General features: G+C 37.8%; 18 protein-coding genes. 9 read left to right on the top strand and 9 right to left on the bottom strand.

Annotated elements, in window-relative coordinates:
* Positions 1 to 161: 161 nt before the first annotated feature.
* The 4 genes from KSMBR1_RS15455 to KSMBR1_RS15440 form a co-directional block, all read right to left on the bottom strand.
* Positions 162 to 2681: a hypothetical protein gene (locus KSMBR1_RS15455; protein ID WP_099326127.1), complete on the bottom strand. Its 2520-nt coding sequence runs from the start codon at positions 2679 to 2681 to the stop codon at positions 162 to 164.
* A gap of 226 nt (positions 2682 to 2907) precedes the next feature.
* Positions 2908 to 3288 carry a c-type cytochrome gene (locus KSMBR1_RS15450; RefSeq protein WP_099326126.1) on the bottom strand — a complete coding sequence of 127 codons (381 nt, stop codon included), beginning with the start codon at positions 3286 to 3288 and terminating at the stop codon, positions 2908 to 2910.
* A gap of 45 nt (positions 3289 to 3333) precedes the next feature.
* Positions 3334 to 3741: a cytochrome c gene (locus tag KSMBR1_RS15445; RefSeq protein ID WP_099326125.1), complete on the bottom strand. Its 408-nt coding sequence runs from the start codon at positions 3739 to 3741 to the stop codon at positions 3334 to 3336.
* A gap of 912 nt (positions 3742 to 4653) precedes the next feature.
* Positions 4654 to 5172 (bottom strand): hypothetical protein, encoded by a 519-nt coding sequence (locus tag KSMBR1_RS15440; RefSeq protein ID WP_157820646.1) that lies wholly within the window; start codon positions 5170 to 5172, stop codon positions 4654 to 4656.
* A gap of 487 nt (positions 5173 to 5659) precedes the next feature.
* Here KSMBR1_RS15440 and KSMBR1_RS15435 point away from each other — a divergent pair, with 487 nt between their 5' ends.
* From KSMBR1_RS15435 to ndk, 3 genes are read left to right on the top strand one after another with little or no spacing between them, the layout of a single operon-like run.
* On the top strand, positions 5660 to 7390 hold the full coding sequence (locus KSMBR1_RS15435) for a proline--tRNA ligase (protein WP_099326123.1): 1731 nt from the start codon (positions 5660 to 5662) through the stop codon (positions 7388 to 7390).
* A gap of 6 nt (positions 7391 to 7396) precedes the next feature.
* A complete protein-coding gene (locus KSMBR1_RS15430; protein WP_099326122.1) occupies positions 7397 to 7942 on the top strand; it encodes a DUF4416 family protein in 546 nt (181 codons plus the stop codon).
* A gap of 6 nt (positions 7943 to 7948) precedes the next feature.
* A complete protein-coding gene (gene ndk, locus KSMBR1_RS15425; protein ID WP_099326121.1) occupies positions 7949 to 8419 on the top strand; it encodes a nucleoside-diphosphate kinase in 471 nt (156 codons plus the stop codon).
* A 31-nt stretch (positions 8420 to 8450) separates the two neighbouring features.
* Here ndk and KSMBR1_RS15420 read toward each other — a convergent pair whose 3' ends face one another.
* A complete protein-coding gene (locus tag KSMBR1_RS15420) occupies positions 8451 to 9488 on the bottom strand; it encodes an IS630 family transposase (protein WP_099326120.1) in 1038 nt (345 codons plus the stop codon).
* A 217-nt stretch (positions 9489 to 9705) separates the two neighbouring features.
* Here KSMBR1_RS15420 and KSMBR1_RS15415 point away from each other — a divergent pair, with 217 nt between their 5' ends.
* The gene (locus KSMBR1_RS15415; protein WP_099323573.1) at positions 9706 to 11442 is read left to right on the top strand and encodes an IS1634 family transposase; all 1737 of its coding nucleotides are present in this window, start codon (positions 9706 to 9708) and stop codon (positions 11440 to 11442) included.
* Between the two features lie 318 nt (positions 11443 to 11760).
* On the opposite strand, the gene KSMBR1_RS15410 is transcribed toward KSMBR1_RS15415, so the two are convergent.
* A complete protein-coding gene (locus KSMBR1_RS15410; RefSeq protein ID WP_197705220.1) occupies positions 11761 to 13407 on the bottom strand; it encodes a peptide chain release factor 3 in 1647 nt (548 codons plus the stop codon).
* Between the two features lie 537 nt (positions 13408 to 13944).
* Between KSMBR1_RS15410 and KSMBR1_RS15405 the strand changes: the two genes are divergently transcribed.
* A complete protein-coding gene (locus KSMBR1_RS15405; RefSeq protein WP_164995386.1) occupies positions 13945 to 14649 on the top strand; it encodes an HAD family hydrolase in 705 nt (234 codons plus the stop codon).
* Positions 14650 to 14792: 143 nt separating this feature from the next.
* On the opposite strand, the gene KSMBR1_RS15400 is transcribed toward KSMBR1_RS15405, so the two are convergent.
* Positions 14793 to 15266 carry a 3-hydroxyacyl-ACP dehydratase FabZ family protein gene (locus tag KSMBR1_RS15400; protein ID WP_197705219.1) on the bottom strand — a complete coding sequence of 158 codons (474 nt, stop codon included), beginning with the start codon at positions 15264 to 15266 and terminating at the stop codon, positions 14793 to 14795.
* Positions 15267 to 15630: 364 nt separating this feature from the next.
* On the opposite strand from KSMBR1_RS15400, the gene rplM reads away from it, so the two are divergent.
* Together rplM and rpsI are read left to right on the top strand one after the other, a co-directional pair.
* Positions 15631 to 16065 (top strand): 50S ribosomal protein L13, encoded by a 435-nt coding sequence (gene rplM, locus KSMBR1_RS15395; RefSeq protein WP_099326118.1) that lies wholly within the window; start codon positions 15631 to 15633, stop codon positions 16063 to 16065.
* A gap of 9 nt (positions 16066 to 16074) precedes the next feature.
* Entirely contained in the window at positions 16075 to 16470 is a 396-nt protein-coding gene (gene rpsI, locus KSMBR1_RS15390) for a 30S ribosomal protein S9 (RefSeq protein ID WP_099326117.1), read from the top strand.
* Between the two features lie 178 nt (positions 16471 to 16648).
* Here rpsI and KSMBR1_RS15385 read toward each other — a convergent pair whose 3' ends face one another.
* Positions 16649 to 17581, bottom strand: a complete 933-nt coding sequence (locus KSMBR1_RS15385; RefSeq protein WP_099326116.1) for an NAD-dependent epimerase/dehydratase family protein — start codon at positions 17579 to 17581, stop codon at positions 16649 to 16651.
* A gap of 246 nt (positions 17582 to 17827) precedes the next feature.
* Positions 17828 to 19468, bottom strand: coding sequence for a sensor histidine kinase (locus tag KSMBR1_RS15380; RefSeq protein ID WP_099326115.1), 1641 nt, complete (start codon positions 19466 to 19468; stop codon positions 17828 to 17830).
* Positions 19469 to 20110: 642 nt separating this feature from the next.
* Between KSMBR1_RS15380 and KSMBR1_RS15375 the strand changes: the two genes are divergently transcribed.
* Both KSMBR1_RS15375 and KSMBR1_RS15370 read left to right on the top strand, forming a co-directional pair.
* Complete coding sequence (locus KSMBR1_RS15375; protein WP_099326114.1) at positions 20111 to 22243, top strand: HDOD domain-containing protein; 2133 nt, start codon at positions 20111 to 20113, stop codon at positions 22241 to 22243.
* Positions 22244 to 22468: 225 nt separating this feature from the next.
* Positions 22469 to 24679: an EAL domain-containing protein gene (locus tag KSMBR1_RS15370; RefSeq protein WP_099326113.1), complete on the top strand. Its 2211-nt coding sequence runs from the start codon at positions 22469 to 22471 to the stop codon at positions 24677 to 24679.
* Positions 24680 to 24746: the final 67 nt, after the last annotated feature.

Genomic DNA, 24746 nt, shown 5'->3' with positions numbered 1-24746 from the left:
AAAAATATGCAGATTTTGTAACACTTTAGTTTTTTAGAAAATCCATTCATTTGTGTTTCATCGTATATTGAAAGTCAGGGCGAAAACAAATGTATTTTATAACTGATATCACTCACACTATAGTGCGGGATTAATGGAAGTAAAATTTGTACCAGTTTACGCTAATTTTTATATGTTTTGATTATTTCCCTTTTTCTAATTTCCAGCATTAAGCGATTAATATCGTCATTTTGCGGCTCTTGAAACGTTTCTCCTACTTGATAGTGAGATATCGTACTAATACAGTCAATGAACATGTCTTCCGTTAATTTGTCCATATCCAGCAATTTTACATCAATACTACTAAGTAAAAAGGTTATTTGATCAAAAAGCACGCTGGTTGAGACTCCGGAGTGGACAAATGATTGTTGGCAGAGAGAAGCTTTAATTGCATGAATAAATCCTGCTATTTGACTAATTTGGTTTTGTATAAGAATAACTGCACCTTCCAAACCCTTCCTTGTCACTATGGAATTTTTTAAATAATCAACGTATTTTATGGTTTCTTTAGATATTTTATTGTTTTCATTCCTTGCGCTTGAAACAATGCGGTTTTCAATATCATTTACCTCTGCAATCAATTGATCAAATTTTTTTTCGATTTCTTCAAAATTTGATTTGTTGTTCCAATAGCCGTTTGCTTTCAATTTTTTATTAAATATTATTATTTCTTCAAGAAAACAGTCAAGTTCTTTGCTGCTATAAGAAAAAAAATCACCCTCCTTTTTAAAGGTTTCAATTTGCAAGAACTTCCTCTCTAGCTCAAGCATCTTTTCAATTTCCGTTTTTATATCAATTATATTTTTAAAAACGTTATTCTGATTAAATTTTTGAGTGAAGGTATGTATTTTATCAACACTTTCGAGATGTGGTTTGTTTTTATTTATTACAAAATCCTCCAAAGCGCTAATTTTATCTATAATTTTTGTATAATTGTCTTCTTTTAAAGGTTTACTATAAAGGAATTTTTGTAAATCGGCCGATATTTTACGGACAAATTCCTTTTCATCTTCATCGTCAAATGTAACTAAGCGGTCCAATTCATTAAATAGCGTAGTGAACTTATTCAATTTCGATTTAAGAAAAACATTTTTATATAAATCCTGAGTATTCTTGCCCAATTCATCTTTTTTAACTATCTCATTTAGTTGATCTAAAATATCAGACAAATAGGTGAGCAATGGTATGCATGTCCTGGCTTCCATATAAGCATCCCTTCCAGAAGCAGTTTTTAATTGGGATATTTCTTTCAGCTTTTTTTTCAGTTTTTCTATGAGCTTATGGACATCTACCTCTTGTTCATTCACAAAAACTTCCTTTTTAGAAAGCAAGGAATTTATAGAATTAGTGGTCGAATGATCAAGAACAGATGTTACAAACTTTTTTATGCCTGAAATAAATCTATTTCCCTGTCTTTTTAGGGAAAGCGCTTTTTGCCTCGTATTTTCTTTGCCATAATATTTGTTTTGCATGGACATAAAATCAATGTATGTCAATAATTTACTAAAAGAATTCAATAGCTCCAGATAGGTATGCTTTATTGAGGGGTGCCGGGATAAAATATGTAGCTTTTTTAATTCATTGTAGTTTGCATTTAAATCATTTTTTTCATTTTTAAAGTCTGATTTCTGTTTGAAAAGCTTCTTGTCTAATTTTGCCAAAAATTTCTCAATACAGTTGGCGTAAGTTAAAAAAAGATTATATTCCTCCATGATTTTGAAATGTTCGTTAAGTTTATTTAATGCTGAGTAAATATAACCTCCATATGCAGGGAGTGATTTCCAATCTTCTTTTTCAATAATATGTTCAATCCTCATTAAATCGATGAACAAATTTTTGTTGAACAATAATGGATTATCTTCACTTGCAATATATTGAAAAATATCTGCAAAAAAACCAAGACTGTCAATTTTTTCCTCGACAGATTTCAGGTATTCTTCCTGTGCGCTAAAAATTCTAAGTTTCAAATAGTGTTCTTCTAAATCCAACATGAGGATAAGGTTTAAAAAATTTAAATTTAAGTAAATTTCTTTTAAACCGGTACCCGTGAAAACTTTATTTTTTGTTTCAATTTTGTTAAAACGAAGCTCCCGACCGAGTTTTTCTGTTGTTAAGGGCAAACTATTAAGAATAAGATAACTATTCAGCCTTCCGGTGTATTTTTCAGTAGATTCAACAAAAGATGCATAATTACAGCAAAGTGAATCAGGAATAAAACTTCCTAATTGATTTTGTTCATTCTCATCGATTATCAACATATTACTGATATCTTTTGACGTTTTTTTCTTATAATGCAAGACAACATGACGTTTCATGAGAAAGCGAATGAGTTCTTCCACTTCAGTTTGTGTTGCTGTAGCATCTACTTCTACCGAATTTTTATCCCTTAATGTTAAAATATGATTAACGACTCCTTTGCTAAATAAGCGTTTGGCAATTATTTTCAGTGTTTTTTCAAAAGAACATCCAATGACTTCTCCTTGAAAGTTAATAGTAAACCCTTTTAACGGCTCTCTTTGTACAATATTTCTAACTTTTTCCTTCGTTTCTCTAATTTGCGCACGTATTTTTTCCGAAGTATGATAATTTTTTTTTAATAAGGTGTAAAAATAATTTTCAGTAGTAATTAAGTTTGTTTCCATGGGAAGAAGTTTGATAAATCTTTAGAAAGAAGTTTTAAAACTTGGAATGGCACAATGTTTATTGTCGCGATGAGACATCGATTAATATAATCAAAACACCGGCTATTAAAAAAGGTACATTACCATATTTGAAATAAAAAGGGCATATGAACGTACTGTGCTGTTCATATACCCTTTGATTTTTGCATCTCTAAGGTTTGTTTACTATTAACCCGATAGCGAGAATTTACTTTACAGCAAAATTTCTCACAACACCAGCCATTTTCTCAATCATTTCAGGAGACATCTTTCCTTGGTAAGAAGGACACTTACCCTTTCCCTTATTAATATGATCTATGATCTGTTTATCTGTCATTGATGATTGAAATTCTGTGCTAGTGAAATCAGGAACTCCAAAAATAAGTCCTTCGGTAGTTCCTTTCCCGCCATTTCCATGGCAATAATAACAACTTTCTTGTACAGCAAAACCAAGACCCGCATATATAGTATATGGACTCTTTGTTGTATCACCTGCGGTGTGTTCATTCAAAGCCCAAGCTGTGCTTGTCAAAGACAAACCCAACCCTGCAATAAGTGGTAATACATATTTTAAACGAAACAACTTCATAATAATCCCTCCTCACTATTTGGAAATTAACGTAGGCATTTTATATTACGGAACGAGTCTTTGCTCTGTCTTGTAAATCTTATGACAATTCCTGCATGCAATGGTCATTCTCCTGAATTGCACCTGAACTTCCTCTAAATCATTCGCTTTTGCCGCAGCATCAATGTTCGCAGCATGATAAGCAACCTCATCATTCAAAACCTTATAATTTTTATCTACTGAAATACTGTCATGTGATTCTTTTACACCTGCCAAAATAGCCGCCGCATCCTTTGATAATTGTGTACACTGACCCGATGTAAGTTCCATTAATCCAGTCACAGCCCTCATTGATTGAAAAGGATCCCACATATTCTTACATATCTCTTGTTGTGTTGCGCCATATCCAATCGATGCCATCCCAGAAATAACCATCGCACAAATCCCAGCTAAAATGCCTTTTTTTAGCTTCATCTTTCTTTTCCCTCCTCACTTATTTATATTATATTAATCAAAAGTTTACCTACTTAGCGCTTACATTCCAGAAATCTCTGAAATAGAAAAATTTACTGTTAATTTAGATACTTCTTCACCCCCCCCCTTCGCGCAAAAATATTTGAAGCAGCATGTGTTTACAAAACCCATCAATGTTTTCTCACTCAGAAATACACAGAATAAAAACTACTATTCCTTAGATAAAGTTTTTTTCTAATTAACTGCATTATACATTTACAACCACCATCCACAAGATTCTACCGTTCCGATAAAATGATGAAAAACACCGCCAGATTTGCATGGTTACTGTAATTACCAAGCAAATTAGTACTATCTATTGGGTAAGCGATGCTTTTCCCCTCATAAATTCTTTGAATGACACTCCAAACCCATTTAATTTCAGAAATAGTACGGCTTCTTCAGGGCTTGTCAATATATCATTGAAAAGAAAGTGAGTCAAGCAAAAATTTGAATACCAAAACAGTCTGGAACTCGAGGAAAAACCTTGTCCTTATAATTTTAAGAAATATACTGCAGACGGACATAAATAAACTTTTATAAAATACTAAAGCATCAATTCCAATAACAACAAACAAATTTATAAGTAATTCGCAATTATGGCTTTAGCCTTTTATACATTTTTAAGCACAACAAACCTAAAATGTTTAATTTATACCAGTGTGCGGTTTATAACTGTAAGTTGCAATACTAAAGGTTTTGATCAAATTTTTTGCATTGAGGAAGTTTAATTTGATTACAGTTATGTACTTCATTTTAAGAAATGAACCACTTTTTCGATGCGTGATATAGCCCTATAATAAATCACATGTGCATATCGTGTTTTTCACCGGCCTGAGGTTTGGCAAAACAGCAGAACAAATGTTTTACGCCTCATTTTACTCCCCAATCTTTATGCCCAGGATATAAATTGGGGTAGAGATGAATACCTAAATGTTTGTGGCATAACGCGCATGTTTGCCTCAAACGGCGCACCTGCCATTGGGCATCTTCTAATGCGCCAACCTGCTCTCTGCGTTCGTATACTTCATGCATTTTCTCAGATTCTTCCAGCATCATTCTATTAAGTTTCTGATATTTTTCATCATCTGGACGCGCGAATTTTTTTAAAGCAATTTTGCAGAGATTTATGAGGTTAACACTCGCATCTCCTATAATTTTCCATTCTTTCTCTTTATAGTTATAATAACCAGAGATTTCTTCTGTTGCCTTATAGTTCTTATCTATTTCTTTCATAAGTTTGGCCAATTCGCTCTTCTCTTCTTTTTCACCCTCAACCTGAGTATTTTCTTCAGCACACAAGCAAAAACGGTCTTCCGATAAACTGAAGATAGCAATCGAGAATATGCACATCAACAGAATTTTACTTCGCAACGCTTTTTCCCCTTCCATTACAAAAAGTCCAGACGTACTATAAAAATTACCAATTATAAGCACCTAGTCAAAAATAATACCACAACCTATAATTCACTAACCTACATAACAAATAATATTTGCTACTAATTCTTGAATCAATGCAGCTGTTAATTACGTAAGGCTTTTTAAAAACATCAAAAACTTAGTGGCGCTTTATCAACTGGCTAAAGAACCAATATTCTTCAAAGATGAGTGTTTTTTGGGCACAATTAACAGGGTTATTCATGGGCAAACATAAGGTTTAAAAATAAAAATCACATTATAATTCGAAAATGTAGTATGTCAAATATTTTCATCATAGCCTAACGGTTAGTTATAAAAGTGTAACTCGCTTTTTATAATAGAGACATAGTATATTTTTATCTCTTGAACGCAAAGAATAAGGAATTATAATGTTTTCTCATGGCAGTTTGCTGTTAAAACCATATACTAAACTAAAAATTTATCAAGGAATAACAAGAAAATGAAATGGTCTCAAACATTAATTCCTACATTAAAAGAAAGTCCGTCAGAAGCAGAAATAGACAGCCACAAGCTTATGATTCGCGCCGGTCTTATCAGGCGAATAACTTCCGGAGCGTATGCATACCTACCATTAGGAACGTTGGTTCTCAACAAGGTTATTGCCATTGTGAGAGAAGAAATGAATCGTTCTGGAGCGATAGAGGTATTTCTTCCCGCACTACAACACTTAGACCTGTTAAAAGAAAGTGGCCGATTAGATGTTTTCGGCGCAGACCTGATAACTTTTCAGGACCGGCATGGCAAAGAAACCGTGTTAAGTCCTACCCACGAAGAAGTTATTACGTATATAGTTAAAAATGAAATCAATTCTTATAAGCAACTTCCTATTACGTTGTATCAAATTCAAACGAAATTCAGAGATGAGATGAGGCCCCGTTTTGGTGTTTTGAGGAGCAAGGAGTTCATTATGAAGGATGCGTATAGCTTTGATCTCGACGAGAAGGGCTTAAACAACAGTTATCAGTTAATGTATGATGCGTATTGCCGTATTTTCGACCGGTGCAGACTTGATTATATTATTGCAGAAGCAGATTCCGGGGCAATGGGAGGGGATGCTTCCCATGAGTTTATGGTCCCAAGTCCTGTGGGAGAAGACATATTGATTTTGTGCCGGAACTGTGGTTATAGTGCAAATCGTGAAAGGGCTGAAGCCGCCCCCTTACCACAACAAGAGAATTATTCCCTGCGAAAGCTTGAGGAAATATACACGCCGGACAAACGTACTATCCGGGAAATCAGTGATTTTTTGAATATCTCACAACATCACATGGTAAAGACCCTAATCTATACTTCACAAGAACAACTGTTTGCCGTTCTCCTACGAGGCGATCATGAAGTGAACGAAGCAAGATTGTCAGGTGTTCTTGGTTTGAAATCTTTTGAATTAGCAAGCCGTGAGACTATTGAGCGCGCTACCGGCGCAAACGTTGGTTTTACAGGTCCTGTAGGTCTAAAAATTAAAATAATTGCCGATCAGGCGGTTACAACGCTCTCTAATTTCGTTACGGGGGCGAATAAAACAGATTATCATTTATTGAACGTTAACTCCGAAAGGGATTTCAAAATTGATCAGATTGCAAATATTCGTTATGTAACCCAGGGTGATAATTGCCCGCATTGTAATCATGTTCTTGAAATCTCGCAGGGAATTGAAATAGGCCATGTTTTTAAATTGGGAACAAAATATACGAGCGCTTTAAAAGCGCATTACCTTGATGCGGATGGAAAAGAAAAGCCAAAAGTTATGGGATGCTATGGTATCGGAGTGAATAGGATTATTGCGGCGATTATAGAAATATCACACGATGAAAACGGGATTATATGGCCTATGTCACTTGCTCCATACCATGTTATCATTATTCCCGTAAACGTCAAAGATACAATATGTATGGACGCGGCAAGAAGTATTTATGACGATATGACGAACATGAAAGGAATCGATGTATTACTCGATGACAGAGATTTGCGGCCAGGGGTAAAATTCAAGGATGCCGATTTAATAGGCATTCCCGTAAAGATAATTATTGGGAAAAAATATACCGAAACAAAAGAACTTGAGATAAAATTAAGAAAAAGTGGTGAAGTTTTTTTAACACACATCGAAAATACCAAACAAGAGCTTGAACGTATACGGCAGCATCTGATAAAGACAGAGAGGAGTGCGAATTAACATAATGTGGGTGAGATAGGAAGGCCAAAACCGGCAAATTTAATTATAGGGGTATTGTCAGGTGTACAAGTACTTTTTGCACAAATAGGCGAAACACTCGAAGGATATTTTGGGGAAATTGACCTTCGCAGCAATATACAACCTTTTCACTATACCAGATATTATAATGATGAGATGGGCGAAGGCATTTTGAGACAGTTTTTTAGTTTTGAAAGGCTTATCATGCCGGATGAAATCGCAGCCATAAAAATAAAAACAAACGCATTGGAGGAGGCAATCGCCTCAGAGGAAAAGTATGTTGTAGCTCGTCCGGTGAATATAGATCCGGGATATATCAATGAAAGCAGGCTTATTTTAGCTTCCACCAAAGATTTTTCTCATCGTATTTATTTACGGGATGGCATATATGCTGAAGTTACATTGGATTATCGCCAAGGTAAATATGAATCCTTCCCGTGGACGTTCCCCGATTATAAATCGTCTGAATATCAGGAATTTTTTCTTTTGGTCAGGGGGCATTATGTTAAGAAACTTAAGGGAATGAAAGGATAGCTGTACATGGAAAAAACGTTAATTATATTGAAACCGGATGCCATTCAGCGCCGCCTGCTTGGCAAGATCATTTCCCGGTTTGAAGAAAAAGGATTGCAGATAACCGGCATGAAGATGATGATGATCCCTGACTCTTTGGCACGAGCGCATTATGTTTCCCATAAGGGGAAGGATTTTTTCGAGCCTCTAGTGAGCTATACCACTTCTTCTCCCGTAGTTGTCATCGTGGTAAAGGGTAAAAATGCCATAGAAATAGCGCGTAAAATGATGGGCGTCACTTTCGGGTCAAAGGCAGAACCCGGAACTATTCGGGGCGATTATGCGGTAAGCAACCGCTTTAATTTAATACATGGTTCGGATTCTCCTTCTTCCGCAGAAAAAGAAATAGCTGCTTTTTTTACAAAAGAAGAGATCGTTGATTATCAACCAATAGACCTCTCATGGGTTTATGATATTTCTGAGGGCGGCATGGTGTAACTCTTTCTGCGCTATTATATAGTCAAACAAATCAGATTTTCGAAATTTGCTCGCCAATAATTTGAAAATTTTCAGTTAAAAGAGTAGACAATTCATCTGTATACTCGTTAATATTTTTGAAAAAACTTAAACATTTGTTTTTAAACTTCTCATAAGTATCATAATACTTGTTATACAATATTTTTTTGCGAAAGAATTTCCATAATCTTTCAATGAGATTTAAATTGGGTGAATAGGAAGGGAGAAATTTGATCTTTATTCTCGAATTTGCAAGGTATTCTTTGACCAACTTAGACCTGTAATATTTAGCATTATCAGAGATTATGTAAATAGTACCGGCTTGAGCATACCTTGACTCTATTTCATGGAAAAGCTTTATTGTTGATTGAGCATTGATGCTTTCATCTTCCCGGATTGTTACTTCAAAGGTTTCTATGTCAATAGCCCCGTTTAAATTTATTCTTTTCCTGCCGGTATTAGAGGGTATTTCCTTCTTTTTGCCTTTCTCTATCCAGCAATATGCAGACGTAGAATTGTGCTGTGGATGAACTCCATCCATAAAAAGTATCTTATCTCCAGGGGCTTTCTCTTCTTTGAGTTGTTTGTAGTTTTCGATAAATTCTTTTTGTTTTTCAGGGTTTGCTTTGCCTGGAACTATTGTAGTTTTCTTGTAAGTAAAGCCTAATCTATCGAGGGTATGTACCATTCCTTCGGGTGTATAGATTTTATTGAATGTCTGTTTTACATATTCAACAATTTCTTTTGCCGCGCTATAGTTGTTTTTCCTGATATGATCTTTTAATTGTTCTTCTTGTTCGCAAGTGAGTTTTGGCATACAGCCAACATAATTGTCAGATAAAAGCCCGTCGAAACCTTTATCTTTGTATAGTTTTTCGTAATTCCTGATTGTTTGATCGTCTAACAAGAGCGCTTCTGCTACTTCTTCATAACTCCATCCTGAATCAAGAAGAAGTATAGCTTTGATTCGGTCGGCATGACGTCTATGAGGCTCTTTCTTATGTGCTTTTTTAAATTCTATTCGGGTTTTTTCACTGAGAAATGGATTCATGCAGAATTTAATACTCTAGCGTGAGTTTATCACGAAATAAGGTGTAAGACAAAGACATCAAGTTGCAATCCAATGATTTGTATCGGGTTGCGACTTTTTTTGTCTAAAAAATTATGTATACACTGAATAATACTATATTTATATTGCATTATATGCCTGTATATACTATTATACACGGAGTATTAATCTATTACGTATACACTAACAACTAATAGCCATGGCTACCATTCAATCTAAAAACTCCAGAGGTTATAAATATTGGTATATTGTCGAATCGCGGCGCGTTAACGGCAAGCCCAGGCCCATCGTCCTGGCCTATCTTGGCAAGGCAGACGATTTATTAAAACAACTGCAAGGTCTTACCGAAAAATTACGGCTCAAATCTTATTCACATGGCGCGGTAGCCGCATTGCTAAGTGTGGCCAATGCCCTGGACGTCCCTTCCGTGATTAATAAATATATAAAGTCGCCACGGCAGTATTGTGCTAAAAAACCTGTTCGAAATAATCTGACCGCCGGAAGTACCCTCTTGTTGGGTGCCGTGGGGAGAGTGTGTGTGCCTACCAGCAAAAGAGGATGGTGGGATTGGGCAAAGACGACTACTGCCGAATACTTACTCAGACACAGCTTGAGTAAAATAGACAGTCAGCATTTCTGGGATTTGATGGATGCACTTCCTGAAGAATCCATTGCAGAAATCGAGCGCGAATTAATTGAAAAGACATTTAAAACATACAACCTTCAAAGCGACACACTGTTTTTTGATACAACCAATTTTTTCACGTATATCGACACAACTAATCTGCGATGCACTATTGCCCGGCGGGGGAAAAACAAACAAAAGCGATACGATCTCAGGCAGGTCGGGTTGGCGATGGTCGTTACACGTAACGACATGATACCGTTGTTTCACCATACCTATCAGGGGAACATGGCGGATGCAAAGGTGTTCAGCGCGGTTCTTGAGACGATAAAAGACAGGATGACCGGATTAGGTTTCGACAGCAAAAAGCACACTATTGTTTTTGATCGTGGAAACAATTCCATGGACAATATGGCTATTGTAGAGAGATTGGCATTGCATTACGTTGGAGCGCTTACACCGTATCATCACAAGCAGTTGGTAGGGGATGCCATGTGTAATTTCAGGGAATATGACGTTGACGGCAGTAAGATACAGGTGTACCATGACAAACGGGTTATTTGGGGGCAGGAAAGAACCGTTGTCGTATTTATTTCCGAGAAATTAAAGGTTGGGCAATTAAGGGGAATGTCTCAGTCTCTGGAAAAGGCAGAACATCAGTTAAAGCTCTTACAGCAGCATCTGTGTAATCCAAAGGGAAAGATGCGGGACAAAGAGGGTCTGGAGGATACGATAAGAAGTGTAGTGAAATGTCAATTTGCGAAGGATGTTATCGATTGGTCGTTAAAAGAGGTATCTGAAGGCAAGTTTCAATTGAATTTTTCAATCGACCAGAAAAAGCTCGAAGAAATAGAAGGGGAACTGGGGTTCAGGATTCTTATGACAGACCATCACGATTGGGATACCGCGGACATTATAAAAGCCTACTATGGGCAATCAAAAATTGAACATGCCTTTAGAAATCTCAAGAACCCCTATCACCTTGCTTTAAAACCGCAATTTCACTGGACGGATCAGAAAATCAGGGTGCATTTTTTTATTTGCGTCCTCGGATACCTAATGGCGGCGATTGTGTGGTATCAGGCAAAAGCGCACGCACAATTTAGTGGAACGTTAGATACCCTGTTAGACACCCTTAATAATATAAGGCTTTCTGCTATGCTTGAAGAAACAAAGGCCAGAGGGAGAGTTAAGGCTACCTACAAATTGGAAGAAATGTCCGACAAGGAATCTCTGTTGATGAATGCGTTAGGCATTATGGATTTCCACAAACATCGGCTGAAACTTCAAGGACTCAGTGTATACAATTGATGTTGTGCTTAACGCATTGACTGTATTTATGTTACGTTGCTTCATGCCTTATTTTGTGATAAACTCACGCTAGAAACAATTCAAATGCAAGAAAAAAACAGATTTTTATAAAAATAAATGCTTTTTACTATATTTAAATACCTTGAAAGTCTTTATCAATCAAGTATTAATGATTGTATTTGGCTATTATGAAAATTCAAATATGAGAGAATCACCTTTCTACTCCATGTTGTAGTCACAAGGTACAATGGGGTACACCTCAAACCAAACGATGCTCATCGATTCGATGTACTTATACAGGCGTTAAAAAAAACCTTTTCATTTGGTTTTACCGGGTGAATCTAAAAGCCTTGTTGAAGGGTTCTTTTCCGAAAAATATTTTAATGACCACTCAGACGGGAAAAGAATAACCATCCGGCCTTGTTCATCCGTACCTAACGCAGCACCGTGCGGTAAAGACCGTTTTAAATCCGTATCGTTCAAAGGTGCATCCAGCCATCTGAGAACTTCCCACGGCATGGATTCTAATCTGGATTCAACCCCATATTCATCCTTGAGGCGATACTGCATAACTTCAAACTGCAAAGGCCCCACCGCCCCTAAAAGAGGGAGATTGCTCCCATGGTCCTGCAAATGAAACACCTGCACAATATCCTCGGCAAGAAGATGTTCCACGCCTTTGCGGAAAGATTTATAACTTGATGACAAAGAATTATGCAAAAAAGCGAAACACTCCGGAGCGAACCGCGGAATCTCCTCGAAAACAAGGTTTGGATCCGTGCTGATTGTGTCTCCGACACGAAAATCCGCTCTCGTTACAAAACCAATGATATCACCCGGATAAGCTTCCCAGGCTATTTCCCGGTTGCGTCCAAAAACACTATGGCAACCGGATAACCTTATTTCTTTTCCAAGTCGCACGTGGTGAATCATCATATCGCGATAGAATCTTCCGGAACAAACTCTTACAAAAACCATTCTATCCCTGTGCAGTGGGTTCATGTTCGTTTGGACTTTAAAAACAAACCCGGAAAAGTGAGGATTATCCAACGGTATCCAGCCACTTATTGCTTTTCTGGGAGAAGGACCAGCCGAATACTCAAGGAACCCTCTCAAAAGAAGCTCCACGCCAAAATTATTAGCCGCACTTCCAAAAAAAACCGGTGTCGTCATTCCATGGAGAACCGCATCCCGTTCAAAACCTCCGTGCGCATCATCCAGGAGCGCTATTTCTTCTACAACTTCGTTGTAGGTTTGCTCGCTTAGGAGGTCTTTTACCAAATGGTCACGAATATCCCGAATCGACACAGGCGCTTTATACTCCCCTGCCGGCACCCTTTCAAACAGATGTACTTCTTTCCTGAGCCTGTCATAAACACCTTTAAAATTCTGTCCGTTTCCCAATGGCCAGACAACAGGAAAGGCATGCAGGTTCAGCACTTTCTCCAATTGGTCTATCAACTCCAAAGGAGTCATTGACGGACGGTCAAGCTTGTTCATAAACGTAAAGATGGGAATGCCACGCTTTCTGCATATCTCGAAGAGTTTACGGGTTTGACTCTCGATCCCTTTTCCGGCATCGATGACCATAATTACTGCATCAACCGCCATTAATACGCGATACGTATCTTCCGAAAAATCTTTATGGCCCGGTGTATCAAGCAAATTCAGTCTGTAGTTCCCGTAATCAAACTGGAGAACAGTGGATGAAATAGAAATCCCTCGTTTTTTCTCAATATCCATCCAATCCGAGGCTGTATCACGCTGTTTTTTCTTTGCTGTAACAGAACCCGCCAGTTCTAAAGCTCCTCCATATAACAAAAGTTTCTCTGTTAACGTTGTTTTACCAGCGTCCGGATGCGAAATAATCGCAAATGTACGACGGCGCGATGCTTCCCGCGATATCTCTTCGCTCATACTTTTTAATTTAGTGTCCGTAATTACCGTTTGAGTTGAAATATCCATAATAATATAATATTATAATCAGGAATCTAATATCCGCTGTTTAAAAACGCTTTTTATCACTTTCAATACCTTTACTTACCTGACATAGTCGCCGGGATATTTGCAAATATCAATATGGAGATGGTCCACAATCGGCAAACTTTAAAACATAAAATCCTTTTTAGTTCTGAAAAACTAATTAAAAACCTTGTAATACTATGAGCTTTTTTTCAAAAAAACTAACGTATTACAAAACTTCTAAATATCGGGAATAAAAAGGAAACCACTGAATGCATGAGGTGCAGGTTGATTTTAAGGCAGAAGTTACAGGCGAGGACGGAATTTCTATTTTCTGCTCCAAATAAAATCCTTCATGTGGTGGAATTTTTTACAAACAAAGAACTGACAGGAATTTGTTTTTACATTTTTATAAGATTACAACAAAAATGAAGAAAATGGCAAGGTTTTTTTAATTCCTATCGTTGTATAGATATTTGATAAAATTTTACCGGTCATCGGGGAGCGGCCTATTTGGCGCAAGAGGCAGGCCATAAACACATGGAAAATGATCTATCAGGAATAAAGGCCGTTATTTTTGATCTTGACGATACGCTGTATGATTGCAGTGGCACATTAATCGTCAGGGGAAGACGGCAGGTTGCAAAAACTATCGCTAAATTAATAAGTTGTAGCGAAGAAGAAGCGTTCCGGTTACAAAATGATTTAGAGGAGAAACATGGAACAAAATGCAATGTTTATGACTACATTGTTGCAATGTATAATCTTCCACCTTCATGTGGCAAAAGGTTGTTAGATGAATATATATGCGTTGAAATATCTGATATTACATTGTTTCCAGGCGTAATAGAAACGCTTATTCAACTTAAAAAACAGAAATATATGTTATTCCTTGTTACATCGGGAGAAATGCTTGTCCAAAAAAACAAAATTAATGCGCTCGGATTGGGAAATAATTATTTTGATAAAATATTGATTGTAGAAAGGGATAGGGAAAAGAAAAAAAAAGATTATTTTAAGGAAATCATGCAACACGGTAATCTGCGAGCGGAAGAAATTATTTGTGTGGGGGACAAGATAGATGATGAAATCGCTGCCGGAAAAACTTTAGGCATGATTACGATTTTGTTCGAACATGGGAGGCATTATAGGACATTTTTACAGAATAAGGGTATGCAAATTAAACCGGATTACACCATAAAAAAGATAGCGGATGTTTTGGAATTAGTTCGCAGACCAGTATAATTTCTTTATTGTATTCTGGCCTGGGATTTTGCTAATAAATGTATTAAGAAATGGGAAATCGATTTTATTACAATGTGTTATTGTGGGCGAAAAGTTTTTCCACCACTCTCTCAAATGTGTCAACGATAGTATTTTGCCTTTGCCTATACGACCATTCCAATTATAACTCCTTCGAACACAAGTTTTCCGTTAACGACTCCCTGTGTATCAAAGATTGCCCTGCGTGGCCTTAATTCTTTATTCTTTGCAATAAGTATGAGGTTGTCACCCGGCACAACTTTCCCACGAAATTTTACATCATTTATCCCTCCAAAACCTAGGAAGCGGGCGTCTTTCGTTGTCTTCATATAATAATAGGAACATAATTGGGCGGCAGCTTCAAGCATCATCACACCAGGCATGAGTGGACGGTTTGGTATATGTCCTCTTATCCAAAATTCATTCATTGAAACAGTTTTGTAACCCACGATCAGTTTCTGTTCAGGGTCAAATTGCAAAATGCCGCTAAGCTGTTCCATTTCGTACCTGTGCGGAATTATGCTGCGTATTCCCTCTATATCTACGATAGTGTTGTTTAAATCCAGGGTATTTAAATTTATAAAAATATCATTTGGCACAGTAAAAAATCCTATTGAAAAATTGGTAACTGATATTACAATGAAAAACGTACGTACTTTATGTTAAATGCTATTGCTGGATAGGTCAAATGAAAATTAAATCAAAATGGCATTTTAAAATGCCATTGACATTTAAGGCAAAATTTGATAAACGTTTATAGTATCTTATCGCCACATATTGATGTTGAACTTCTGTGCTTTATCAGAGGCTAAACCAAGAACAGTGGTTTTCTGGTTTACCGGAGGGTATAACATTTGAAAATATAAGGGATTTTATCAATTAAGTTGCATTTTTAATTTATAAAGAGGCGCCTTATACCGATAAGGCGTTTTTTATTTTTGAAATATTCAGGGATACAAAGCAATGAAAACTTATATGGCAAAAAAAGAAGAGGTGAAGCGGGATTGGTATATTGTTGATGCTGAGGATAAGGTGCTTGGCAGAATCTTAACAACGATATCCCGAGTATTGCAAGGTAAACATAAACCGGAATACACGCCTTACATTGATGTAGGAGACTTTGTTATTATTACAAATGCAAGTAAGGTGAAGCTTACCGGGAAAAAAATGCAGGAAAAAATTCATTATTATGTGACTGGATATCAGGGTGGATTGAGAAAACGCATGGTGGGAAATACGCTTAAAACAACACCGGAAAAAATACTGAATCGCTCCATAAGGCTAATGCTGCCAAAAACAAGATTGGGAAAATCAATGCTGAAAAAAGTAAAAATATATAAAGATGCAAATCACCCGCATCAGGCTCAACAACCAAAAGAGTTAACAATTAGAAATTAAGGGAGAAATATGGTTACAGAACAGTATGTATGGGGAACAGGAAGGCGCAAGACTTCAGTTGCCAGCGTTAGAATAAAAAAAGGCACAGGTAAAGTAACTGTGAACAAGCGTGATATTAATGAATATTTTCCTGTTGACCGCCATAAAGGGGTAGTTTTGAACCCATTTAAGGCCACTAAAACACTTGGTGGATATGATGTGCTGGTAAATGTAAGGGGAGGCGGGATAAGTGGCCAGGCAGGGGCGGTATGTATGGGTATTGCACGCGCAATGACAAAGATTGACTCTGCCCTGGCAGATGACTTACGTGAAAATGGCCTTTTGACGCGTGACAGCAGGATGAAAGAGCGCAAAAAGTATGGTCGAAAGGGTGCAAGGAAGAGTTTCCAGTGGACGAAACGATAATATCCCATTATACAGGTTGTTTTTAATAAAAAACAACCTGTTAGCAAGAGATATTTCTGCATGGCAAAATATCTTTTTGGAGATAGCTCCTTTTATAAAAGACGGGGAATTGCTGTACCATTAATTATTATAAATCTTTCGTAGTATATCACTGGGTATGGATGTCATACCCAGATAATTAAGCGTTCTTTAATTGCTTATAGTAATTAGTGGATAGTTTTATCCCCTCTTTAAAATTGATTTTTGGCATCCAATGAAGCATTTTTATTGCCTTAGTGCTATCAAGGCATATACGTTCTATTTCTCCATTCCGTTTATTTCCGAAAATAGGCTCTATTTTTGAATTTAAGGCATCCCGAATAGCCTGAAAAACAGCCAAATCGGGAATTTCCAGCCCCCATCCTAAATTAAAGATTTCGCCATTCCCTTCTTTTTCCAATGCTTTAAGATTTGCCTCAATAATATCTGCTACAAAAACATAGTCCCTCGTTTTACTGCCATCCCCAAAAATTGTTGGGCGTTTATTATTTAAAATATGTTCGCTGAAAATAGCTACAACGCCTGCTTCTCCATACGGTGATTGTCTTGGACCGTAAACATTTGGGTATCTAAGAATAGTGAAGTCCATATGGTATAATTTGTTAAAAACGGACAAATAATGTTCTACCGTATGCTTGCTTACTCCGTATTGGGAAAGAGGTTCAATGGGTGATTCCTCCGTTACAGGCATGCGCTTCGGTTCTCCATAGACTGCCCCTCCCGTAGAAGCATAAATAAATTTCTTTACCTGGTATTTCATCGATAATTGACAAAGATTCAGTGACCCGAGTATGTTTATATTTGCATCGTAAGCCGGCATTTCTACCGATTTACGTACATCAGCATGCGCAGCATGGTGATTTACTACATCAGGCCTTTCCTTGTCGAAGATGTCTGCCAAGGCAGCGACATTACAAATATCCATTTTGTAAAACCGCGCCTTGGGATTAATGTTTTCTTCTCTTCCCGTGGAAAGATTATCAACAATTACTACGTCGTGCCCTTTGGCAATTAAGTTGTCCACTAAATGAGAAGCGATAAAGCCTGCGCCTCCCGTGACAAGTATTTTCATTAATCCTCCCTAGCCCTCTTTATGCTGCAGAAAAGTAAACAGCGTATTATGCACATTTTTATAATATACTCAAGATGCTTAAAAGATGAATTACAAATTATGAACGGTTTAAGTATAGATACAGAGAACATGTTCGTCAAGCAAAGTATGTTATTTAAACAAAGTCTGTTCTGCTTCTATGAGAAAGAGTTTCGGGGTACTTTGGAAGCACATAGATATCAGATGAAGAATCCCTGCTAAAGGGGTTTACACATCAGCACGCAAGGGTATTGTAAATGAAAATGCGGTGCCTTTGTTTGGTTCGCTTTCTGCATGGATAGAGCCTCCATGATATTCAACGATCTGTTTGCATATCGGGAGGCCCAGACCGGTGCCGCCAGGTTTATTGGTAAGCGTATCACCCACTTGTTTGAATTTGTCAAAGATTTTTTCAAGATTTTCAGGTGCAATCCCTACGCCAGTGTCCATTACGGTAACCTGGATTTTATTGTCTGTTTGTTTTGCATAGCATGAGATGGCGCCTTTGTCGGTAAATTTTATTGCATTGGAAATTAGGTTTATCACGACTTGTATAAACCTGTTTTTATCCCCGTAAAAATCGGGTATATTTTTTTCAATATCAACATTCAGCGCAAGGCCTTTTTGTTCTATAAGGGCAGTGGTTGCCGCTGTAGCATTCATAATTACTTCTGTTACCGAAGTCTGATGCCTTTTCCATTCAATTTTGCCTGCTTCAATCTTCGCCAGGTCAAGCACGTCATTAATCAAATTTGTTAACCTCTCTCCTTCCGAGAGTATGATGTTAATATTTTCCTTTATCTGTTGTATAGCCTTTTGTGATTTTATTGCGTTCGTTTCTATTTGCGGAAAGATGAAGGTATCTAATCGTTTTTTAATAATGTTCGTGAATCCAATGATTGCCGTGAGCGGGGTTCTGAGTTCATGTGATACGGTAGATAAGAATCCTGATTTTGCTTTATCGAGATCTTGTAATTTTTGATTAGCATCCTTGAGTTCCCGTGTTCTGTCTTCAACTTTTTGTTGCAGGGTGTGACTGTACTCTTCCAGTTTTTCGTACGAAGCCTTCAGGTTATTTGACATTTCAATAAATGATGCTGCAAGTATGCCAATTTCATCTTTTGAAGTAATTTTTAGATTTAAAGCGGCAGTAAAATTGCCATTAGCCAATAAACGGGCGGATTCTGTCAATTTCACAATAGGTTTAGAGAGTCTGGTTGATAATATATAAACAATTATTACACCAATTACAACGAATAGAATTGAGGTAAGGACAGACCGAAGAACCATTTCCTCTATTTTCTTTCGTATTTCATTCCTTGAATTTAATATTTCGTTGTTGAGGGTATTCAGGGAAAAGCCGAGGCGCAGCGTTCCCCATTGTTCGGTACTTACGCTTATTGGAATAATGATTTCCATGAACGAAGTAGTATTTCTTGAAAATTCATAGATAGTTGGGTTCCTCCGGCTTGCCGCAAATAAATCTTCCTCCCCTGAAAGTTTTTCCTGCTGTAATTCAGGATGTAATGTATGGGTGTACACCATACAGGAGGAATCCATCAGAATAATGTAATCCAACTCCTGGTATTCATGTACTGTTTTGTTTAGTATTTCAGCAGCATTGGAGAAGTTATACGACGCAATATTGTTTTCCGTTTGTCTTGCCAGATTGTCTGATAAGATTTTTCCTTTCTCTACAAGATTATTTTTCATCAGCTCGATTCTGCGTCCAAATTCTTTTTTCAGGACTATTTTTTGAGTGGAAATCTGAATAAAGGTTAAAACGGTCAACAAGCCGACAATCAAGCTTATCATTGTTATAAGCAATTTTATGCGTATACTATTTTTCGTGGAATGATTTTTCTTCATATGACAGCACTCTTTATATGATTAAAAAGTACAGGTAGTATTAAAGTATTAAATTTATTGTATTGGTAACTATTTAGTTTTTTGAAAAAGCAAAAAACGCTCTTTCTCAGTTTCCGTCCTGGGAACTAAATTGCATTGGAAGATCTAGCTTCCATTTAACAAAAGTTATCCTGTTCAAACTTCGTAAGTGGTTAATCTTTTTCGAAAAATAGATTTATTTGACTATATTATCCCTATTTTTCCCATGCGTGTAAACTGATAAATACGTCTTGTATATAATCTGGTATCAAATCAATTCGTCCGGAACTGTCTCGACGTGAAAAACTCTTCAAACGTCTGTATCTCCGAATAATCCTGCCGTTGAATGCATTTGCACAAACTGATATATATGCTCCTTGGCGTACCAAATACCACAGAGGTAGGAGAAATCTTTCTCTTTTTTATCATCTTCTTTGTGCTTTTCGCCTGTCTGTGCGTCGCACGCAGACAAGTACCTTTGTGTGAAAAAAGGATTTTCAGGTGAAAATTCCTATACAATTAAAGTAAAACAGAAAATGCTTGCAATTTTATTCAGTTTTGCTTTAATACCCACCAAGTCTAAATGCAGAAACACTTTCTGATATTTTTTAACGACAATTGCAAATGCCGCTGACCATCGATCAAGCATCGCAAAATATTTTGAATGAATTGCATGGATTTACCCCCCCATCGCTTCCACAAAGTTTGTTGCAACTTCTCCATGCCTGCTATAAAAACGATACCTCATTTCAAGAGATTGCAGAACTTATCCGCAGAGAAGCCGCTCTCTGCACTCAGGTAATCAGTCTTGCCAATTCGGCTTTTTACGGGCGCCGAAGAGGAATAACCAGCATCGACAATGCCCTGGTGGCGCTTGGCGTAGAAACGCTGAAGACGATTGCTATGACAACAGCAGTACATCAATTTTTCTCAGGTTTTAATGCTGAAAAGACCTCCTTTCTTAAAACATTCTGGCACCGTTCACTTACCGGTGCGTTGCTTGCCAAGTCTCTTTCTGTATTAACCGGATACAACTATCCAGATGAAGCCTATCTGGCAGGCCTTCTACATAATGTAGGCCAACTCGTCTTAATAAGTTGTTATCCGGAAAGATATGTGGAGATTGCCCACCGTGCGAAGGGCGATGACGATCTTGTAATTATAGAGAAAAAGGATATGGGGATTACTCACGGCGAAGTGGGTTTTTGGCTTGTGAATGGCTGGAATCTGGAGAATTTTGCTGCAGATGCGATCCTCTATCATCACGAACCTGCGCATTCAATTTTAGATGCACATCACCTTGTAAAAATAGTTAATTTGGCCAGCGTACTTAGCAGCGAAAATGACACAAACCGGCAATTAACGATTGAAACTGCAGACTATCTGTTCGGGCTGACAGCTCCTATGGTGAGGGAAATTACCGGTAGCGCCGAAAGAGAAGTGCAGCTCATCGCAAATTCAATGGATATTGTTGCCGGAAAGAATACCCACGCAGGAAAGATTGAAGACTCAGATCAAAACAAACATGCCCAACTTGCGAAAGAAGTAAAGCATATCAGCCTCATAAATTCTGCGAAAAATCAGCTCCTGCAGGCAAGAAGCACAGCAGATTTGCTGGAACACATCAGGGTTGCCATTAAGCTTTTGTTTGGACTGGATAATTGTCATATATTTCTTTACGATGCACCCGCAAATACCTTAAAAGCCAACCTTACCGGAAACGGCAATGAGTTTGTTAAAAGGCCGGATAAACTTTTAATCGCTGTTGAATCCGGCAGAAGCCTGGTTGCAAACGCCTTGTTACAAAACCGCATAACTTCGTCTTTCACTGAAAGTGCCTCCAAACTGAGTATTATCGACCGGCAACTGATACGACTATCACACTCTGACGGAATAGTATGCCTGCCGTTAGTTGCAGACGATGAATTCATAGGAGCGTTAGTTATCGGCGCAGATAAAAACTATCAAACTCGCCATAATGATCAACAGCGGCTATTGGAGCTTTTTGCGGCGGAGACAGGACTCTTTATCAAAAAGTTTGAATCAAATATTTCAGGGAAAAAATCCGCCTCAAATACCGAATCCCATGAATTGTCAAAAAAGATAAGAGAAATAATACACGAAGCCAGTAACCCTTTATGTATTGTTAAAATCTATTTGGAAATGTTAGGGCATAAACTGAGAAGTAATTCGAATATTCAAAAAGAGCTGCAGATTATAAAAGAAGAAATTGACCGGGCAGGTAAAATTCTTTTGCGGTTTTCTGACGTTAATTCCGGCACGGTTGAAAATGGAGGTATCGATGTAAACACATTGATTAGTGATACCTTTCTCATTTTTAAACAATCCTTATTCATCACCAATAACATTGAGTATCAACTTGACCTTGATACATCAATGCTGCCTCTTCAAACAAATGGGACTGCCCTGAAACAAGTAATGATAAACCTCCTGAAAAACGCTGTAGAAACCATGCAGAAAGGCGGACAAATCCACGCATCTACAAGAGACAATGTTACTATAGACGGCAAGCCTTTCGTCGAAATAATAATAAAGGACAACGGACCTGGCATACCGGAACATATCCTTCAGAGCCTCTTTACGCCCGTGCATAGTACAAAGGGGGGAAACCATTCCGGACTTGGACTTAGCATTGTAAAAAATCTGGTTTCTTCCATGAATGGTTCTATTAACTGCCAGAGTTCAAAGGCAGGGACTGCATTTACAATTTACCTGCCAGGACGGACGGTAACATAAAAACACAGGAGGCAGATATTGCATGAAAATTACTGCTGACACAGGAAAAACTCACCTTCTTAAAAAGCAGATAGAAAACATGTTGTTCTTCTGTTAAAGGTATTTGATAAAAGGCCCGGCATGCTATGGTATCTAACTTTCAGTATGCAGACAGACAGACGGCTATATCACACGGAACTATGCCCCGTTTACAGAAGGCAACCGTAATTTAACAAGGTATATCCTATGAATCCACCGCCAATATATCAAAATTTAACTGCAGGAAATGACTTTCACGATATCCATATCCTGGTAGTAGATGATGACCCCGGAATGCTGGAAAGTGTTAAACAGCTTTTGGAAATCCACCGATATTGCGTCACCACTATCAAAGGAGGGTCTCAGGCCTGCCGGGCACTCTCGGCAACATCATACGACCTCTTATTGCTGGACCTTAACCTTAACGGCATATCCGGCTATGACGTCATGAATTTTATGAATGACCATTCAATTAAAACGCCTGTCATTGTAATCAGCGGAAATACCTCGTTTGCTTCCGTCAGCAAGGCAATACAAAGGGGAGCTTTGGATTACATAAAAAAACCATACGACCCTGAAGAGCTGCTAGTGAAAATTAAAAATACCACCACCAAAATACAGAGGGAAGTGCTAAACATAAAAATGCAGCGTCATCTGAAGAAATCCGAGGTGCTTCACAGATATATTGTCAATAATTCTCCGGACATAATCTGTACGATAGATCACGAAGGACGGATTATGTTCATAAACACCCAAATTGAAAATTTTCTAGGATATAAGCCGCAGGAACTGATAGGCAAACTATACTCCGAAATTGTCCGCCCGGAAGACGTTGAGAGGTTAAATGTATTTGTGAAAGAAAAAATAAGGCGTGGCTCTGGAAATTATCCGTCCGATAAAATAGAGGTTTGCCTTGTACCAAAAGAGAATTATTTTAAAAGCCGTTATTTCGAGCTTACGCTATTTCCTGTTGAATTAAATTTGCTTGGATTCCAGCCAAAAAACGGAAATATTTCAGGCGATAAATTATTTGGCGTCTACGTAATCGCTCATGATATGACAGAAAGAAAAGAGGCGAAAGAATACATACACTTTCAAGCCTGCCACGATTTATTAACCAAATTGCCAAATCGGGCATCTTTTGAAAAAAGTGGCCGGCTGGCCATAAACAAGGCAAGGCAAAATAATTGTATTGTCGCGGTCTTGTTTCTCGACCTGAACAGATTCAAAATAATTAATGATTCACTTGGTCATGCAGTGGGAGATCAATTGCTTCAATCGGTAACGCAGAGATTGGAATCCTGTTTGCGAAAATATGATATTTTATCCCGTTTTGGCGCGGACGAATTCATGCTCCTGCTTCCGGAAATAAACGCCCCTGAAAATACCAGGCAGGTAGCGTTAAAAATTACTGATATAATGCATGCGCCTTTTGTGATTGGTGATCAGGAGATTTTTGGCAACGTCAGCATCGGTATTTCTTTTTTCCCGGAACATGGTGAAACTATTGAACAGCTTATTCAAAATGCAGAAATCGCTATGTATCAGGCAAAAGGCCGGGGAAAAAAGGGGATTCAGTTCTTTGATAAAGGAATGAAGACTTCCAGCCCACACCATTTAGCGATGGAAAGGGATTTGAGACGGGCTTTGAAAAACAATGAATTTGAGATTGTTTATCAACCGCAAATAACAATCAATACCGGAAAGGTAATTGGTTTTGAGGCACTTGTTCGATGGAATCACCCTGAAAAAGGGAAAATTCGTCCTTGCGAGTTTATTCCTGTTGCCGAAGAAACAAGGCTAATAGAGGATTTAGGTGATTGGGTTCTTCACCACGCATGTTGTGAAGTCAGAGAGTGGATTAAAAAGGGCCATGATACCATTCGCCTGTCTGTTAATATTTCTCCCCTGCAGATTGAAAACCCCCTTTTTGTGGAAAATTTCGTGCATATGCTTGACACATGCCAATTTCCCGGGAAAAATATGGAAATCGAACTGACGGAAAGTATATTAATGGCCGATCTGGAACATATGGCACAAATACTGAATCATCTTCATAAACACTCGATAACAGTTGCTATAGATGATTTTGGGATTGGATATTCATCATTATCGTACATACAAAAACTCCCCATTCATACGCTTAAAATTGACCAATCATTTATGCAGAGCATCCAAAATGAAACAGATGAATCCTGCCTGGTTAATGCCATAATAGCTATGGGAAAAGGACTCCATTTGTGCACCGTCGCTGAAGGGGTAGAAACCATGACTCAAATTAAATACTTACAGAATCAAGGCTGTGATGCTGTTCAGGGGTATTATTTTGGGGAACCACGGTCTGGAGAAAAATGTCTTCGTTTTCTGGAAGAAACCACCCTCATTACCACAACAGCGTGTTTCGTGAAAGCTTTGTAGTACCCTAACCTAACATGGACAAGCCAGAATCAAACAAGCACGAAATATGAAAGATGCGTTCGCTCTT

This window comes from Candidatus Kuenenia stuttgartiensis (assembly GCF_900232105.1).
GTDB lineage: Bacteria > Planctomycetota > Brocadiia > Brocadiales > Brocadiaceae > Kuenenia > Kuenenia stuttgartiensis_A.
The sequence above is the reverse complement of the archived record's forward strand: the minus strand, read 5'-3'. Positions and strand labels throughout refer to the sequence as shown.